The organism is Microbispora sp. NPDC046973, from assembly GCF_040644495.1.
GTDB lineage: Bacteria > Actinomycetota > Actinomycetes > Streptosporangiales > Streptosporangiaceae > Microbispora.
Window position 1 is genome coordinate 237,833 of record NZ_JBEYWQ010000012.1, and the last position, 15,466, is coordinate 253,298.

General features: G+C 72.7%; 17 protein-coding genes and 1 riboswitch. Of the genes, 12 read left to right on the forward strand and 5 right to left on the reverse strand.

The window, feature by feature from the left end; genetic code table 11:
* Positions 1-16: 16 nt before the first annotated feature.
* Genes ABZ860_RS23240 through ABZ860_RS23250 form a run of 3 tightly spaced genes read left to right on the forward strand, consistent with a single transcriptional unit; the run spans position 17 to position 3,137 of the window.
* Positions 17-910, forward strand: coding sequence for an acetaldehyde dehydrogenase (acetylating) (locus tag ABZ860_RS23240; protein ID WP_357223513.1), 894 nt, complete (start codon positions 17-19; stop codon positions 908-910).
* Between the two features lie 11 nt (positions 911-921).
* A complete protein-coding gene (dmpG, locus tag ABZ860_RS23245) occupies positions 922-1,944 on the forward strand; it encodes a 4-hydroxy-2-oxovalerate aldolase (RefSeq protein WP_357223516.1) in 1,023 nt (340 codons plus the stop codon).
* An 8-nt stretch (positions 1,945-1,952) separates the two neighbouring features.
* Entirely contained in the window at positions 1,953-3,137 is a 1,185-nt protein-coding gene (locus ABZ860_RS23250; protein ID WP_357223518.1) for an acyl-CoA dehydrogenase family protein, read from the forward strand.
* 33 nt (positions 3,138-3,170) lie between these two features.
* Here ABZ860_RS23250 and ABZ860_RS23255 read toward each other — a convergent pair whose 3' ends face one another.
* Both ABZ860_RS23255 and uppS read right to left on the reverse strand, forming a co-directional pair.
* Complete coding sequence (locus ABZ860_RS23255; RefSeq protein ID WP_357223521.1) at positions 3,171-4,649, reverse strand: oxygenase MpaB family protein; 1,479 nt, start codon at positions 4,647-4,649, stop codon at positions 3,171-3,173.
* Entirely contained in the window at positions 4,646-5,371 is a 726-nt protein-coding gene (uppS, locus tag ABZ860_RS23260) for a polyprenyl diphosphate synthase (protein WP_357223524.1), read from the reverse strand. The genes ABZ860_RS23255 and uppS overlap by 4 nt, the downstream gene beginning before the upstream one ends.
* 351 nt (positions 5,372-5,722) lie before the next feature.
* Positions 5,723-5,867: riboswitch (cyclic di-AMP (ydaO/yuaA leader) on the forward strand.
* 12 nt (positions 5,868-5,879) lie between these two features.
* On the opposite strand from uppS, the gene ABZ860_RS23265 reads away from it, so the two are divergent.
* A complete protein-coding gene (locus ABZ860_RS23265) occupies positions 5,880-6,602 on the forward strand; it encodes a GH25 family lysozyme (protein ID WP_357223526.1) in 723 nt (240 codons plus the stop codon).
* A gap of 60 nt (positions 6,603-6,662) precedes the next feature.
* Here ABZ860_RS23265 and secD read toward each other — a convergent pair whose 3' ends face one another.
* Together secD and ABZ860_RS23275 are read right to left on the reverse strand one after the other, a co-directional pair.
* Positions 6,663-8,909, reverse strand: a complete 2,247-nt coding sequence (gene secD / locus ABZ860_RS23270) for a protein translocase subunit SecD (RefSeq protein ID WP_357223529.1) — start codon at positions 8,907-8,909, stop codon at positions 6,663-6,665.
* 33 nt (positions 8,910-8,942) lie between these two features.
* Positions 8,943-9,389: a hypothetical protein gene (locus ABZ860_RS23275; RefSeq protein ID WP_357223532.1), complete on the reverse strand. Its 447-nt coding sequence runs from the start codon at positions 9,387-9,389 to the stop codon at positions 8,943-8,945.
* A gap of 218 nt (positions 9,390-9,607) precedes the next feature.
* On the opposite strand from ABZ860_RS23275, the gene ABZ860_RS23280 reads away from it, so the two are divergent.
* From ABZ860_RS23280 to ABZ860_RS23315, 8 genes are all read left to right on the forward strand, one after another.
* Positions 9,608-9,979, forward strand: a complete 372-nt coding sequence (locus ABZ860_RS23280) for a hypothetical protein (RefSeq protein WP_357223535.1) — start codon at positions 9,608-9,610, stop codon at positions 9,977-9,979.
* A 183-nt stretch (positions 9,980-10,162) separates the two neighbouring features.
* The gene (locus tag ABZ860_RS23285; protein WP_357223536.1) at positions 10,163-10,336 is read left to right on the forward strand and encodes a hypothetical protein; all 174 of its coding nucleotides are present in this window, start codon (positions 10,163-10,165) and stop codon (positions 10,334-10,336) included.
* Positions 10,337-10,344: 8 nt separating this feature from the next.
* On the forward strand, positions 10,345-10,704 hold the full coding sequence (locus tag ABZ860_RS23290) for a TraR/DksA C4-type zinc finger protein (RefSeq protein ID WP_357223538.1): 360 nt from the start codon (positions 10,345-10,347) through the stop codon (positions 10,702-10,704).
* The gene (locus ABZ860_RS23295; protein ID WP_357223541.1) at positions 10,701-11,534 is read left to right on the forward strand and encodes a rod shape-determining protein; all 834 of its coding nucleotides are present in this window, start codon (positions 10,701-10,703) and stop codon (positions 11,532-11,534) included. Before ABZ860_RS23290 ends, ABZ860_RS23295 begins: the two co-directional genes overlap by 4 nt.
* The gene (locus ABZ860_RS23300) at positions 11,521-11,859 is read left to right on the forward strand and encodes a TraR/DksA family transcriptional regulator (RefSeq protein WP_357223543.1); all 339 of its coding nucleotides are present in this window, start codon (positions 11,521-11,523) and stop codon (positions 11,857-11,859) included. Before ABZ860_RS23295 ends, ABZ860_RS23300 begins: the two co-directional genes overlap by 14 nt.
* A gap of 156 nt (positions 11,860-12,015) precedes the next feature.
* Positions 12,016-12,930, forward strand: coding sequence for a VOC family protein (locus ABZ860_RS23305; RefSeq protein WP_357223546.1), 915 nt, complete (start codon positions 12,016-12,018; stop codon positions 12,928-12,930).
* 11 nt (positions 12,931-12,941) lie between these two features.
* The gene (locus tag ABZ860_RS23310; RefSeq protein WP_357223549.1) at positions 12,942-14,423 is read left to right on the forward strand and encodes an FAD-dependent oxidoreductase; all 1,482 of its coding nucleotides are present in this window, start codon (positions 12,942-12,944) and stop codon (positions 14,421-14,423) included.
* On the forward strand, positions 14,423-15,169 hold the full coding sequence (locus ABZ860_RS23315) for an SDR family oxidoreductase (protein ID WP_357223551.1): 747 nt from the start codon (positions 14,423-14,425) through the stop codon (positions 15,167-15,169). Before ABZ860_RS23310 ends, ABZ860_RS23315 begins: the two co-directional genes overlap by 1 nt.
* A 27-nt stretch (positions 15,170-15,196) precedes the next feature.
* On the opposite strand, the gene ABZ860_RS23320 is transcribed toward ABZ860_RS23315, so the two are convergent.
* The gene (locus ABZ860_RS23320) at positions 15,197-15,358 is read right to left on the reverse strand and encodes a hypothetical protein (RefSeq protein ID WP_357223553.1); all 162 of its coding nucleotides are present in this window, start codon (positions 15,356-15,358) and stop codon (positions 15,197-15,199) included.
* Positions 15,359-15,466: the final 108 nt, after the last annotated feature.

Sequence of the window (15,466 nt, forward strand, 5' to 3'; positions counted from 1 at the left end):
GGACAAGAGGACTCCCATGAGTAAGGCGACCGCCGCGATCGTCGGCTCGGGCAACATCGGGACCGACCTGATGTACAAGCTGCTGCGCTCGGCGCACATCGAGCCGCGCTGGATGATCGGCGTGGACCCCGACAGCCCGGGGCTGAAGCGGGCCGCCGATCGGGGACTGATCACCTCGGCCGAGGGCGTGGACCGGCTCCTGGCGCAGGACGTGCGGCCCGACATCGTCTTCGAGGCGACCTCGGCGTCCGTGCACCGGGAGAACGCGCCCCGCTATCGCGAGCTGGGCATTCAGGCGGTGGACCTGACCCCGGCCGCGCTCGGGCCCGCCGTGGTGCCCGCGGTCAACCTCGGCGCCCACCTCGACGCGCCCAACGTCAGCCTGATCACCTGCGGCGGCCAGGCGACCATCCCGATCGTGCACGCCGTCTCGCGGGTCACCGAGGTCGCGTACGCCGAGATCGTGGCCAGCGTGGCCTCGCCGTCGGCCGGCCCGGGCACCCGCGCCAACATCGACGAGTTCACCAGGACGACCGCGCGCGGCATCGAGACGATCGGCGGCGCCGCCAAGGGCAAGGCCGTCATCATCCTCAACCCGGCCGAGCCGCCGATGCTCATGCAGGACACGATCTTCTGCGCGATCCCCGTCGACGCCGACCGCGACGCGATCGCCGCGTCGATCAGGGAGATGGTCGCGAGCGTGGCGTCGTACGTGCCCGGATTCCGCCTGCGGACCGAGCCCCAATTCGACGACCCGACGGCGGTCAGCGGGGGGCTCGCCAGGGTCGCCGTGTTCCTGGAAATCGAGGGCGCGGGCGACTTCCTGCCGCCCTATTCCGGCAACCTCGACATCATGACGGCCGCCGCCACCAAGGTCGGCGAGGGCTTCGCGCAGCGCATCCAGGCATAAGGAGATCGACCATGCCCTACAGCGCCGACCTCGACATCAGGGTCACCGACTCGTGCCTGCGGGACGGCTCGCACGCCAAGCAGCACCGGTTCACCGTCGAGCACGTGCGGTCGATCGTGGCCGCGCTGGACGACGCGGGCGTGCCGGTCATCGAGGTGACGCACGGCGACGGGCTCGGCGGCTCGTCGTTCACCTACGGATTCAGCCACACCCCGGAGCAGGAGCTGATCAAGGCGGCCGTGGCGACGGCCGAGCGCGCGAAGATCGCGTTCCTGATGCTGCCCGGCCTCGGGGTGCAGGACGACATCCGCGAGGCCGCCGGCAACGGCGCGAGCGTCTGCAGGATCGCCACCCACTGCACCGAGGCCGACATCTCCGTCCAGCACTTCGGGCTGGCCAGGAAGCTCGGCCTGGAGACCGTCGGGTTCCTGATGATGGCGCACAGCCGGCCGCCGGAGGTCCTCGCCCGGCAGGCCCGGATCATGGCCGACGCCGGCTGCCAGTGCGTCTACGTCGTCGACTCGGCCGGGGCGCTGATCCTGGAGCAGACCGCCGACCGGATCGCCGCGCTCGTGGCCGAGCTGGGGGATGACGCCCAGGTCGGCTTCCACGGCCACGAGAACCTCGGCCTCGGCGTCGCCAACTCCGTCATCGCGGTCCGCGCGGGCGCGCTGCAGATCGACGGCTCCACCCGCAGGTTCGGCGCCGGCGCCGGCAACACGCCGGTCGAGGCCTTCGCCGCGGTGGCCGACAAGCTCGGCATCCGCACCGGCATCGACACCCTCAAGATCATCGACGCCGCGGAGGACGTGGTCCGTCCGATCATGGACGGCGAGTGCCTGCTCGACCGGCTGTCGCTGACGATGGGCTACGCCGGCGTCTACTCCAGCTTCCTCAAGCACGCCGACCGTCAGGCGAGGAAGTACGGCGTGTCCGGCGCCGAGATCCTCATCGAGGCCGGGCGCCGCAAGCTCGTCGGGGGGCAGGAAGACCAGCTCATCGAAATCGCAGTCGCCCTCGCGGCGAAGAAGTGAGATCAGCCATGGCCAATGCGGTACTCGAAGCGATCATCCAGCGGGCCGACGAGATCAGCGCGCTCGGCCCTTCCAACGAGGCGCTGTGCCGGCTGGACGACCAGGCGGCCAAGGTGCTGCGGGAGGCGGGCGTCATCCGGATGCTCCAGCCGAAGACCCACGGCGGCTTCGAGTTCCACCCGCGCGACTTCGCCGAGACGATCATGAAGATCGCCGGCCTGGACGGATCGACCGGCTGGGTGGCGGGGGTCGTGGGCATCCACCCGTGGGAGATGGCGTTCGCCGACCCGCGGGTGCAGCAGGAGGTCTGGGGCGAGAACCAGGACACCTGGATCGCCTCGCCGTACGCGCCGATGGGCATCGCCCGGCCGGTCGACGGCGGCTACGTCTTCAACGGCCGCTGGCAGTTCTCCTCGGGCACCGACCACTGCGAGTGGATCTTCCTCGGCGGCCTGCTCGGCGACGCCGAGGGCGCGATGGCCCAGCCGCCGGCTTCGCTGCACCTCATCCTGCCCCGGTCCGACTACGAGATCGTCGAGGACTCCTGGAACGTCGTCGGCCTGCGCGGCACCGGCAGCAAGGACATCATCGTCACCGACGCGTTCGTCCCCGGCTATCGGGTCATCCCGTTCAACAAGGTCGTGGACGGCAGCCAGGCGAAGGAAGCGGGACTGACCAACCCGACCTACCACCTGCCGTTCTCCGCGGCGTTCCCGCTCGGCATCACCGCCTCGGTCATCGGCATGGCCGAGGGCGCCCTGGCCCACCACCTGGCGTACCAGAAGGGCCGCGTGCAGATCACCGGCACCAGGATCAAGGACGACCCCTACGTCCTGTACGCGATCAGCGAGGCGGCCGCCGACATCGCGGCGGCGCGGGCGGCCCTGCTCGACAACGCCTCACGCATGTACGACATCGTTGCCTCCGGCCGTGAGGTGACCTTCGACGAGCGCGCCGTCGGCCGCCGCACCCAGGTCCAGGCGGCCTGGCGCGCGGTGCGCGCGATGGACGAGATCGTGGCGCGGTCGGGCGGCAACGCCATGCGGGTGGACAACCCGATCCAGCGCTTCTGGCGGGACGCCCACGTCGGCCTGGCCCACGCGATCCACGTGCCGGGGGCGGTGTTCCACGTCTCCGCGCTGACCCAGCTCGGCATCGAGCCGCCGCACGGGCCGATGCGCTCGATGATCTGACGTCGGTCGCGCTTCGCGCCGGAGGCGATGCCGTCACGCCTGGGCGAACAACTGGTCGTAGGCGCCGGAGTGCCGGCGGCCCGCCATGAAGCTCAGGAACCGGCGGACGAACTCGCCCCGGGTCAGCCGCTCGCCTGCGTCGCCGCCGCCCGGGTCGTGGTCGAACGCCGTGCGGAAGAGGGCCCGGTATTCCCGCGCGTCGATGACCTGGTCGTCGTCGGTGTCGGTGACGTCGAACAGGACCTCGGCGATCCTGATGAGGGCGGGCCCGGCCATGGCGGCGGCGGCCGCGGCGTACTCGTGGCCGGTGATGCGTCCGTCGCCGTCGGTGTCCAGCTCCTTCTGCAGCTCGCGCCACCACTCGGCGAAGGCGGCGAACAGCCGGTCCTCGTCCTGGGTGTCCACGTCGAGACGGGAGGCGATCTCCCGGGCCATCGCGGCGAGGTCGGGCCAGTCGAGGTGGCCGTCGCCGGTCTGGTCCAGGACCTCGGAGAAGAACCGCGAGGCGGAGCGCACCGTCGAGTCGGCCGTCGTCGCCGTCGCCGTATCCGCATCGGGCGTGAGGAGGCGCAGGAGCGCCCCGGCTTTCGCGACACCACGGCGCAGCCCCGTCAGCGCGGTCAGCCCGTGCAGCCCTGCCGGCGAGTCGCCGTTTCGCTGCTGCGGCGTGTACGCCGGGTCGAGCATGGTCATGACCGTGTCGAGCCGTGTCCACGCCTCCGGCAGCAGACGCGTCGCGAGGCTGGTGGACAGGTAGGCGGCGTGCATCAGCGTGCGCGTGCCCGGCAACTCGGCGAGCCCCAGGCGAGCGCGGAGCGACTCGGGCAGCGACGCCACGACGATCGCGCTGGCGGCGGGACCGGCGAGCGCCCTGCCCGCCGCCCACACGGCCGGCCGGTCGCGGAGCAGCGGGGGAGCGGGCACCTGCGCGAACAGGCGGTCGAGGATGACGTGGACCGCCTCGGTGTTCTCCAGCCGCTCCTCTGCCGACGCGTAGTAGCGCCAGAACTCCCGCAGCGTGGGCGGAAGCTTGCCCCCGTAGGGGTCCATCAGGGCGAGGAACGCCTGGAACTCGGCGTAGAGCCGGTCCAGGGCGGGGCCGTCGAGGGACTCGCCGCTCAGCCGGCACATCGTGACCGCGGACTCGAACAGCGTCGCCACCACCCAGGCGCGCGCCTCGGAGTCCGCGGCGTTGAACGGGCGGCCCTCGGCGTCGGTGCCCGTGATCCGCGCGTGCAGGCGGTTGAGCCGGTCCGCCTCCCGCTGCCGCACCCGAGGGTCGGGGTCGACCATCCGCTGTGCGCTGAGCACGGTGTTGCGCAGCCGCCTCCACGGGTGCGCGACGAAGGTCGAGTTGGTGATCAGCGCGGCGCCGATCTGCGGGTGCGCGGCCTCCAGGACGATCGCCCGGGTCGCCACCAGTCCCCAGCGCGTCTGCCGGGTCAACCGGTGGAGCATCGATCCCGGGCCGAGCGGATCGGCGTCGGGTCCCGCGGCTGCGGCGTCGCTCATTGACATCCCTTTCCTGTCGGGGCCGGTGCCTGTACGGCGCCGAACCGGCGGTCGCGCCGCCGGTAGATCTCCAGGCATTCCCAGAAGTGCCCGGCCCGGAAGTCCGGCCACAGCACCTGGGGAAAGACCCATTCGGCGTAGGCCACCTGCCAGAGCATGAAGTTGGAGATGCGCTGCTCTCCGGAGGTGCGGATGACCAGGTCCACCTCCGGCATGTCGGGGTGGGGCAGACGGCGGGCGAAACTCTCCTCGGTGACCTGCTCGGGCGGCACCCCGTCGCGGATCAGCGACCGGGCGGCCTCGACGATGTCGCGGCGGCCGCCGTGATCGAACGCCACCGTCAACGTCATCCGCCGGTTGTCGCGGGTCAGCGCCATCAGGTCGGCGATGTCCCTGGCCAGCGCGGGCGGGATCCGCGGGTCGGCGACCCCGAGGAACCGGCAGCGGATTCCGCGTGTGTGCAGTGACAGTGCGTGCTTGCGGATCGCGCGCCGCACCAGTCGCAGCAGGAGGTCGACCTCGGCGGCCGGGCGCCGCCAGTTCTCGGTGGAGAAGGCGTACAGACTCAGCCACTCGACGCCCGCCGCATGGGCCGCCTCGATGACATCGATCACGGCGGCCTCGGCCGCCCGATGCCCCTCGGTGCGGGGCAGTGACCGCTGTGCGGCCCACCGGCCGTTCCCGTCCATGACGCACGCCACGTGACGGGGGATGCCTCTCACTCCGCCGTGAGGGCTGTCGGGCAGGCGGCGAGGACGCGGCGGAAGACTCCCATTCACACCCTTTCCGAGACCGTCGCGGGGTCTTAGGACCCCCTCGGCGACGACCCTGTCACAACACGTGTCCGAATGGATACTTACCGTTAGTAGCCACGGCCCTTACTTCGCGTGGAGAGGATCACGGGACTCGGCCCATGGCGGGGCGATCGGGGGTGGTAGCAGCCCAGGTAAAGACGTGTTTTGTACCGTTTACACCATTCTGGTGGTGTGTGTACCTTTAGGGGACACGGCATGGGTACCGGCCGACTTCCGCCGTCATATCCCTTGCCGTGTCGTTGCCCGGACCGCGCGGTGATCGCGCGGCCGCCGAATCCGCGTCACGTGGAGCCGGGGACCCACTCTCTCGGGGTGAATCGGCGCGCAGACCCCCAGATGCGCCCGTAGGGCACTTCCTGCCCGAACCCGTCAGCTAACCCGGTAGGCGGCATGGAAGCAAGGAGTCAACCCCGACATGTCCACCCATCGGCTCTCCCTCGGCAGCCTGCCCTCCCGCCGGCGTCTGCGTTCCACCCTCGTGGCGGCGACCCTCGCGGTCTCGGCCGCCACCGCCACCGTCACGGCGGCCGTCGCCCTGCCCGCTCCCGCCTACGCGAACCCGCACACGTACGGCCAGGACGTCTCCGGCTACGAGGCCGACCACGACTGGATGAACAGCCGCGCGCAGTTCGGCTTCATCAAGGCCACCGAGGGCACCTCCTGGGTCGACTCGTCCTTCCCCCGGCACTGGCAGGAGCTGGCCAAGAAGGGCATCGTCCGCGGCGTCTACCACTTCGCCCATCCCTCCAACGACCCCATCGCCGAGGCCGACCACTTCCTCAAGGTGGTGAACTCGCAGCCGAGCAAGCCGGGCGACATCCTGGTCCTCGACCTGGAGGCCACCGACGGCCAGTCCGTCGAGCACGTCAACACGTGGGCCAAGACCTGGCTGGAGTACGTGACGGCCAAGACCGGCACCAGGCCGATGTTCTACAGCGGCTGGAACTTCGCGGACAAGTACGGCCGCGGCCTCGGCCAGTACCCCCTCTGGGTGGCCCACTACAGCAAGGCCCCGGGCGACATCACGCCGCCCGCCGACTGGAAGTCCTGGGCGATCCACCAGTACACCGACTCGCCCATCGACCAGAACGTCTCCGCGCTGACGCCCGCCCAGTTGCGCGCGCTCGGACGGCCGTAGCGGCACGGCCCCGGGGCGGGGACGTCCCCGCCCCGGGGCCATGCCGGCGGATCGGGTCGGTCAGACCACCGCGCCGGAGCCGTCGCGCCGCGCGGGCCTGGCACGCGGGGCGGCGGGAGCCGGTGGCGGCTGGGTGTTGCGCCTCTCCAGCGCGATCGCCGCCGGCCCGGCCACGAACGACGACGACAGCGTCCCCACGACGATGCCGATCAGCAGGGCGACGGCGAAGTCGCGCAGCGAGTCGCCGCCGAACACCGCCAGCGCCGCCAGGATGAACAGCGCACCGAGCCCGGTGTTGACCGTGCGCGGCACGGTCTGCAGGATCGCGGTGTTCACCACCCGGCCGAACGGCTCCCCGCGCCGCACCGGCCACAGCTCGCGCACCCGGTCGAAGAGCACGACCTTGTCGTTGACCGAATAGCCGATGATCGTGAGCATCGCGGCCAGGAACACCCCGTCGATCGGCTTGCCCATCCAGGCGAACGCTCCGACGACGACGGCCGCGTCCACGAACAGCGCCGCCACGGCCGCCGCGCCGAACGTCCACCGGAACCGGAACGCCAGGTAGGCGAGCTGCGCCGCGAGCGCGACGGCGAGCGCGATGAGCGCGTTGCGGCGCAGCTCCTCGCCGAGGCTCGGCCCGATGAGCTCGTCGCGCTGCTTGGCGACCTCGCCCACGCGCCGGTCGAGCGCCTCCTCCATGCGCACCACGTCGTCGGCGCTGATCTGCCCGGTACGCACCGAGATCGCGTCGTCCGATCGCTGCACGACGGCCGAGGGGAACCCGGCGTCCGCCACCGCCTGCCTCGCCGTGGCGACATCGACGGGTCTGCTCGTGCCGAACTCGACGATCCGGCCGCCGGTGAACTCGACCCCGTAGTTCAGCCCACGGGTGACCAGTCCGGCTCCCGCCAGCACGAGCAGCCCGGCCGCGACGGCGAGCCACAGCCGCCTGCCGCGCATCAGGTCGGGGTCGCGCCGGGTCAGCCAGGTCCTGACCCGGCCGATCGAGCCGATGCCGGACGCCCGGGGGCCGAGCCTGCCGATCAGGGCGGCGGTGAGCACCCGAGTGATCAGCATCGCCGAGACCATCGAGGCGAGCACGCCGATGGCCAGCGTCACCCCGAAGCCCTTCACCGGTCCGGAGGCGAGCCAGAACAGCAGCCCCGCGGCGAGCAGGGTGGTGATGTTGGAGTCGGCGATCGCGCTCCAGGCGTTCTTGAAGCCCCGGTCGAGGGCCGCCTTGAGGCCCCGGCGGGGCGCCTCGCCGTACTCCTCCCTGGCCCGCTCGAAGACCAGCACGTTGGCGTCCACCGCCATGCCGATCGCCAGGACGAACCCGGCCAGGCCGGGCAGCGTGAGCGTGGCTCCCATGGCCACGAGCCCGGCGTACGAGATCAGGCCGTAGCAGGCGAGCGCGACCGCGGCCAGCACGCCCACCAGCCTGTAGACGACGCCGATGAACACCGCGGTCAAGATCACGCCGACGACGCCGGCCTTGGCGCTCGCCGCGATGGCGTCGGCGCCGAGGGTCGGGCCGACCGTACGCTGCTCGACCAGGTCCAGCGGCACCGGAAGCGAGCCGCCCTTGATCAGCACCGCGAGGTTCTGCGCCTCCTGGGCGGTGAACGACCCGGTGATCTGCGTGGTGCCGCCGGGGATCCCCGCCTCGCAGGCGATCGACTCGTCCACCTGCGGCGAGGAGATGATCTCGTTGTCGAGGACGATGGCGACGCGGCGCTTGTGGTCGCCGACCGGGGCGCAGGCCGCCGTCCCGGTCAGCTCCCGCCAGGGTCCGGGCTCCTTGAAGTCGATCGTGACGAACCAGCCGGGCCCCATCTGGGGGTCGGTGCGCGCGGCGGCGTCGGTGACGCCGGCCCCGCTGAGCGCGACCGGCCCGAGCTTCAGCTTCTGGCCGCTCTCGTCGGCGATCGCGTCCTTGTCGCCGGCCTCCGCGGGACCGAGCACCGGATGGAAGTTGAGCTGGGCGGTCTTGCCGATGACCGCGGCGGCCTCGCGCGGGTCGAGCACGCCGGGCAGCTCGACGATGATCCGCTTCTCGCCGGAGCGGACCAGGGTGGGATCGACGACTCCGAGGGCGTCCGCCCTGCGCCGGAGCACGTCGAGGGCACGGTCGGTGGCGTCGGCGTCCGCCTCGACCGTGGGAGAGTCCTTCGTCTCGAAGACGAGCTGGGTGCCGCCGCGCAGGTCGAGGCCGAGGCGCGGGGCCATGGTGAGGGCGAGCAGAAGTGAGGTCGCGATGACGGCGAGCGCCGCCACCGCGCGCCACAGGGGCGCACGGGACATGAAGCCTCCACAGGCGTACGAGTGGGAAAGGTCTCAGTACGCCGTGGAGGGAGGAGCGCGGGCCGTGGCGGCCCGGCGCGGGCACTGGGCGGGCAGGCCGTCGTGGTGCGGCCCGGCCCGGGTGACCCGGGTGCCGCCGGGCGGCGCCGCCGGGTTGGGCAGCACGACCGGCCCGCCGGACACGCCGGGGCCGCCCGCGCCCGCCTGGACCCGGGGCGGGTCGCCCTGGGCCGGCCGCGTCGCGTGCGCCGGAGGGCATGTCCGGGTGTCCGTGAGCCGGGCGCCTTCTCCCGCCGCCGGACGGCCCGCGGCGAGGTGAGGACCCTGGTGAAGGCTCGTATGGAGGACGGCAGGGCGATACGGCGTTCCCACCGTGGACGCGGACGCCGGCACGCCGCCGGAGGTCAGGAAGATCGCGTGCAGCAGGAGCAGCAGCGCGGCGGTCAGCTGTGTCGCACGCGTCTTCCCTCCCTCCCACAAGACCCGGTCTCCCGGCCACCGTACCGAGTCACGCCTGCGGGTGCCGCACGCCGTAGCACTGAAAGGGAGAACGGAAAACGCACCCGGGCGGACGGGGAACCGCACCGGGGAACGGGTACGGACAACGAATGGCGGAAATCGGGCAGGGACCGATAGGGAGAAACGGGCAACGGGAAACGCAGATGACCGTTTCGCGAAGGTGGGTTATGGTCGGTCTCATGGCGACCTCACGACGTGGCACGTGCGGGTCCACCGCCTTCACGTTGGTGGTGGGCCTGCTGATGCTCGCCCTCGCGCTGGTCGCATCCACGCCCGCCTGGTATGGCGGCGATCCCGCCCAGCGCGCGCCGCAGGCCGCCGCCGAGGTGTGGACGCCGGGAGCGTGGACGCCGCAGTCGGCGACCCTGCCGACGGGCGCCGCCGGTCCCGAGCATCTGCCGTTCCCGTTCCGGCCGCGCACCGCGGCGGCCGCGCCGGCGGCTCCCGTCTCCGCGCCGGTGCACGCCCGGCACCACGAGGACATCGTTCTCAGCCCGCAACAGACCGGGCATCGCACCGCCGGCTCGCGCAGCCCGCCACAGGCTCTGTGACCCGAGCTCGCTCGGAGCGCGCCGGATCCGCGGCATCGTCCCGGTCCTCGTCGTCGCGCGCCTGACCCGTCCCCGGCCCTGTCTCCGGCCATGCCGGCCCGGCGCGCCGGGCGACGCCACCGGTGACGCGGTGCCCGCTTTGGCGCACCGCACCCTGCCATACCGTCCCGGTCGCCCGGCGGCGTGACCACCCGTCGCGCCCCGGCGGTCGTGGCGCGCGCCGCCGCGGGGCCGCTCTCCGAGCCCTTGACCACCACCATCGCACGCGGGCCCGCCCCGCGTACTCGTCTCGTGCACCGGCACCGGTGCACCGAGGCGCGCGTGCTCGCGCGCCACATCATCCCTCACCTGGAGTGATGCCGCTTATGGCAGAGATCAGGTCGCCGCGCCTCCTCATGGAGGAGTGCCGGCGTCACACGGCGCAGCTGTCCGAGCTGCGCATGCTGCTCGAGGAGCGGCTCCACGCCGCCCGGGCCGAGCTGGCCCGGCTGTGCGATCCGTACGACGCGGCGCCGTCCGCCGCCCGGGCCCGTCCGTCCGCCGCGCGCGTACGGCAGGCGCGTCTCGACGCCGCCGCGATCGAGGCGGCGCTGGAGCGGATGGATCGTGGCCTCTACGGCACCTGCACCCGATGCGAGGCGTTCCTGCCGCTCGACCGGCTCCGGCTCGCGCCGCAGGTGCAGCTGTGCGCCGTCTGCGCCGGCGAGACCCGGTTGACGGCATGACGATCACGACCGGCATGCCCGGTGTCAACGGGAGGAGAGGCGGGGGAACGGCCCTGGCCCTCGACCTCGGCACCGCGCGGATCCGGCTGCTGCTGTCCGGCAGCACGGCGATCAAGGAGCGGCCTTCGGCGTGCGGCGGTCCGGGAACGGCCCGCCAGTGGCCGGTGCGGCACGGCATGGTCGCCGACATGCCGGGATGCGCCCGGCTGGTCCGCACGACGCTGGGCGACGCCGTGACCGAGCGGCACCCGCCGTTGCACCACGTCCTGCTCGGCGTGCCCGTCGCGGCCTCGCGACTGGACCGGCGAGCCGCGTACGCGGCGGTCAGCAGCGCCGCGCGCTGCCGGGTGACGATGGTCGAGGAACCGCTGGCCGCGGCGATCGGCTGCGGCGTGGACATCGCCGACCCGAGACCCCGGCTCCTGCTCGACGCCGGAGCGGGCATCGCCGAGGCCGTCGTCATCCGCGCCGGTGAGATCGCCGACGCGGGCGCCGTCCAGGTCGCCGTGGGCGACCCGGCGGAGGGCACCGGCTGCCCGCCGTACGCGCGGGAACGCGTCGTGGCGATGGTCGCCGACCTGATCGCGCGCATTCCCGCCGCCCTGCGGGCCACCGCCCGGCAGCAGGGCCTGCTGATCACGGGCGGCGGCGCCCGCGACCCGGAGCTGGCCCGCAGGCTCTGCGCGGAGCTGCGGATCACCGTCAGCCCCGCTCCCGATCCCGCCAACGCGACCGTCAGAGGGCTGGCCTGCCTGCTGCCCACGGTCGAGCACCGCACTCCCGGCACCTCTGCCATCGGACGAAAGGACGTCGACGATGACCACCAGTGACGAGTTCACCGCCATCAGCGAGCCGCAGACGCAGGCGATGCGCGCCGACCTGGAGGAGCAGCTCCAGTGGCGCGAGGTGCAGCTGCGCGACCTGCGGGCCGCCGTCGACGGCGGCAACGACGACACCGCCAGGCTCGCCCTGCTCGCCGACGTCGCCGCCACCGAGCGGGCGGTCGCCGAGCTGCGCAAGGCACTTGAGCGGATCGAGGAGGGAAGCTACGGCCGATGCGCCGACTGCACCGCGGTCATCCCGTTCGGCCGGCTGAAGATCCGGCCCATGGCCCGTTACTGCATCGCCTGCCAGCGCCGCCACGAGACCCGCTGAGGCCGGCGCACGCCCGCTCCGCCACCGCCCGCCGGTGCGGAGCGGGCCCGCCGGGGACTCTCACTCAGCGGGAGGGGCGGGGGCGGCCGGGCGCGGGCTCTGCCACGGTGGGATCGACGCTCGGCCCCCCCGACCGGCAGATTGGACTGAGCACACGTGACGCAGATCCGAGGACTCGGCTACCTCAAGGTCCAGACGCGTGACATCGGGCGCTGGCGCGAACTCCTCATCGACGGGCTCGGCTTCGCCGAGGGGTCCGGGCCGGACCAGAGCGGTCTCTACCTGCGCATGGACGAGCGCCGCGCGCGCCTCATCGTGCTGCCCGGCGACGCCGACCGGGTGCTCGCGGTCGGCTGGGAGGTGCGCGACCAGTTCGCGCTCGCCGCCGTCGGCCGGGCCGTCGAGGCGTCCGGCACACCGGTGAAGGTGCTGTCGGAGGAGGAGTCCGCCGAGCGCGACGCCGAGGCGGTCATCGCCTTCACCGACCCCGCCGGCGTTCCCGCCGAGGTCTTCTTCGGCCCCGTGCTCGACCACAGCCCGGTCGTCACCGGTCTCGGCCAGCGCTTCGTCACCGGCCCGCAGGGGATGGGCCATGTGGTGGTGCCCACCACCGCGATGGACGAGACCGTCTCCTTCTACACCGAGGTGCTCGGCTTCCTGCCCCGGGGCGCCATCAAGATGGGCCGCGGGAAGCCGCCGTACCGGCGGGTGCGCTTCATGGGCGTCAACCAGCGTCACCACAGCCTCGCGATCTGCCCGGCCGGGTACGCCGGCGACCCCGGCCTGGTGCACCTGATGGTCGAGGTGGACAGCCTCGACGCGGTGGGCACGGCGCTCGACCGGGTGCGCAGGTCGGGTTTCTCGATCTCCTCCACCCTCGGCCGGCACACCAACGACAAGATGGTGTCCTTCTACGTCCGCGCCCCCGGCGGCTGGGACATCGAGTACGGCACCGACGGCATGCTCGTCGACGAGACGTACTACACGGCCGAGGAGATCACCGCCGACAGCTACTGGGGCCACGACTGGTCGGGCTCCGAGCCGCTGGCCACCTTCGTGCCGAAGAAGTGAGCGAGCCGCCGATGACTCCCCGGCCGTCGGTCGAGCCCATTCCCGTGGCCTCCGTCGCGGCGTTCGACCACGAGTGCGACGTGCTCGTCGTCGGCTTCGGCTGCGCCGGCGCGGCCGCCGCGTACGAGGCCGCCACGGCGGGCGCGGACGTGCTGGTGCTGGAGCGCGCGGGCGGGCCGGGCGGATCGTCCGCGCTGTCCGGCGGCGAGCTGTACCTCGGCGGCGGCACCGCGATCCAGCGGGCCTGCGGGTTCGAGGACGACCCGGGCAACATGTTCGCCTACCTCGCGGCGGCGCTCGGCCCGCACGCCGACGAGGAGAAGCTGCGGCTCTACTGCGAGGGCAGCGTCGAGCACTTCGAGTGGTTCCGGGCCAGGGGCGTGCCGTTCAACGCGTCGTTGTTCGACGCGCCGAGCTGGATGCCCCCGACAGCCGACGGCCTGATGTGGCTGGGGGAGAACGCCTGGCCGTACAACACCGTCGCGCGGCCGGTGCCGCGCGGCCACCGCCCCGCCGTCGAGGGCTGGGGCGGCCGGCTGCTGATGGACACGCTGGCGCAGGCGGCGCGGGCGGCCGGAGCCGCCTGCCACGCCGACACCCGCGCCGCCACCCTCGTGGTCGACCGAGACGGCCGGGTCGCCGGGGCGGTGGCCCGCCGGTACGGCGAGCAGGTGACCTATCGCGCCCGCAGGGGAGTGGTGCTGACCACCGGCGGGTTCGTCGACAACGAGGAGATGCTCGCCGACCACGCGCCCGTGCTGCTCGGGCACGGCAAGGTCAGCGACGGCCTGGACGACGGCGGCGGCATCCGCATGGCCACCGCGCTGGGCGCGGCCACCCGCCGCATGGGCGAGGTCCAGATCGCCATGACCGCGCTGCCCGCGATGCTGGTGCGCGGCATGCTCGTGAACGGCCTCGGCCGCCGTTTCATCAACGAGGACGTCTACCCCGGCCTGTTCAGCGTCGCCGCCGTACGGCACCAGCCCGGGCCCTATTGGGCGATCACCGACGAGGAGGGCTACGAGGACATCCCCGCACGGGACCTGTGGGGCGTGCGCCCGGTCTTCGTCGCCGAGACCCTCGCCGAGCTGGAGGAGTCGCTCGGCATGCCGCCGGGCGCGCTGGAGGACAGCGTCGCGGTCTACAACCGGCACGCCGAGCGCGGCGAGGACCCCTACTTCCACAAGGACCCGAAGTGGCTGCGCCCGCTGAAGGGGCCGTTCGCCGCCGCCGATCCGCGCCTGGGATTCGGCATGGGCGACCGCGACAGCGCGGGCAGGGGGACCGGCGCCGCCGGCTTCACGCTCGGCGGCCTGCGCACGACCGTGGACGGCGAGGTGCTGAACCAGTCCGCACGGCCGATCCCCGGCCTGTACGCGGCGGGACGCGCCTCCTCCGGCATCCACGGCGAGGGTTATGTCAGCGGCACCTCTCTTGGCGATGGCACCTTCTTCGGCCGCCGCGCCGGCCGCGCAGTCGCCAAGGAGGCGTGATGAACCGGTTCGACGGCAAGAACGTGCTGCTCACCGGGGCGGCGTCCGGCATCGGCCGGGCGACCGCCGTGCGGCTGCTGGCCGAGGGCGCCACGGTGTTCGCGGTGGACCGGGACGAGGACGGGCTCGCGGAGACCGGGAAACTGGCGGGGACGGACCGGTTCGTCCCTCATCAGGCCGACCTGGCGCAGGAGGAGGCGGTGGTGTCGGCCGCCGCCGCGGCCGTCGCCCGCCTGGGCCGGGTGGACGTGCTCGCCAACGTCGCCGGAGTGCTGCGGGTCACTCCGATGGAGTCGGTGCGGCTCGACGACTACAGGGACATCTTCGCGGTCAACGTGTTCGCGCCGGTCGTGTTCTGCCGGGAGGTGCTGCCCCACGTCCCGGACCGCACCGGGGTCGTCGTGAACGTCACCTCGACGGCGGCGACGAAGGCGCACCCGTGGATGACCGGCTACGCCGCGTCCAAGGGGGCGCTGCTGTCGTTCTCGATCAGCCTCGCCGCCGAGCTGGCGTCGCGGCGGATCCGCGTCGTCCCGGTCTCGCCCGGAGGGGTCGCCACGCCGCTGACCGCCGACCGGAAGACGTTCGCGGGCGTGGACACGTCCTGGTACGCGCGCACCTTTCCCCTCTGGGGCAGGCCGGGCCGCCCGGAGGACATCGCCGGGACCATCGCGTACGTGGCCTCGGCGGACGGCGCCTACCTCAACGGCGTCGAGGTTCGCGTGGACGGCGGCTCGCACAGCTGACCGCCGTCCCGGCCCCGGTCACGCCGGTCATGTCCGGTCGCACCAGGTGACGGTGGCGCCGTTGCCGAAGGAACGACTGCGCACCGGAGTGAACAGCGTGGGGCGGAAGGCCCCGGTGAACGCGGAGATCCCGTCGCCGGCCACGACCGGGTGGCCCTTGACGATCAGTTCGTCGATCTCCGGGAGCAACGCTCCCGCGAGCTTCCTGCGCGAGGCCGATCGGCAAGTCGTACGACCGGCTCGTGCGGGCCTTCGCGATCGTCGCCGACAAGCGGCCCGACTGGCGGCTGCGGTTGT

What these genes read in the sequence shown, in the direction of transcription:
- ABZ860_RS23240 (WP_357223513.1), top strand. Translation starts at nt 17, where the DNA reads ATGAGTAAGGCGACCGCCGCGATCGTCGGCTCGGGCAACATCGGGACC.
- dmpG (WP_357223516.1), top strand. Translation starts at nt 922, where the DNA reads ATGCCCTACAGCGCCGACCTCGACATCAGGGTCACCGACTCGTGCCTG.
- ABZ860_RS23250 (WP_357223518.1), top strand. Translation starts at nt 1,953, where the DNA reads ATGGCCAATGCGGTACTCGAAGCGATCATCCAGCGGGCCGACGAGATC.
- ABZ860_RS23255 (WP_357223521.1), bottom strand. Translation starts at nt 4,649, where the DNA reads ATGAGCGACGCCGCAGCCGCGGGACCCGACGCCGATCCGCTCGGCCCG.
- ABZ860_RS23265 (WP_357223526.1), top strand. Translation starts at nt 5,880, where the DNA reads ATGTCCACCCATCGGCTCTCCCTCGGCAGCCTGCCCTCCCGCCGGCGT.
- secD (WP_357223529.1), bottom strand. Translation starts at nt 8,909, where the DNA reads ATGTCCCGTGCGCCCCTGTGGCGCGCGGTGGCGGCGCTCGCCGTCATC.
- ABZ860_RS23280 (WP_357223535.1), top strand. Translation starts at nt 9,608, where the DNA reads ATGGCGACCTCACGACGTGGCACGTGCGGGTCCACCGCCTTCACGTTG.
- ABZ860_RS23290 (WP_357223538.1), top strand. Translation starts at nt 10,345, where the DNA reads ATGGCAGAGATCAGGTCGCCGCGCCTCCTCATGGAGGAGTGCCGGCGT.
- ABZ860_RS23295 (WP_357223541.1), top strand. Translation starts at nt 10,701, where the DNA reads ATGACGATCACGACCGGCATGCCCGGTGTCAACGGGAGGAGAGGCGGG.
- ABZ860_RS23300 (WP_357223543.1), top strand. Translation starts at nt 11,521, where the DNA reads ATGACCACCAGTGACGAGTTCACCGCCATCAGCGAGCCGCAGACGCAG.
- ABZ860_RS23310 (WP_357223549.1), top strand. Translation starts at nt 12,942, where the DNA reads ATGACTCCCCGGCCGTCGGTCGAGCCCATTCCCGTGGCCTCCGTCGCG.
- ABZ860_RS23315 (WP_357223551.1), top strand. Translation starts at nt 14,423, where the DNA reads ATGAACCGGTTCGACGGCAAGAACGTGCTGCTCACCGGGGCGGCGTCC.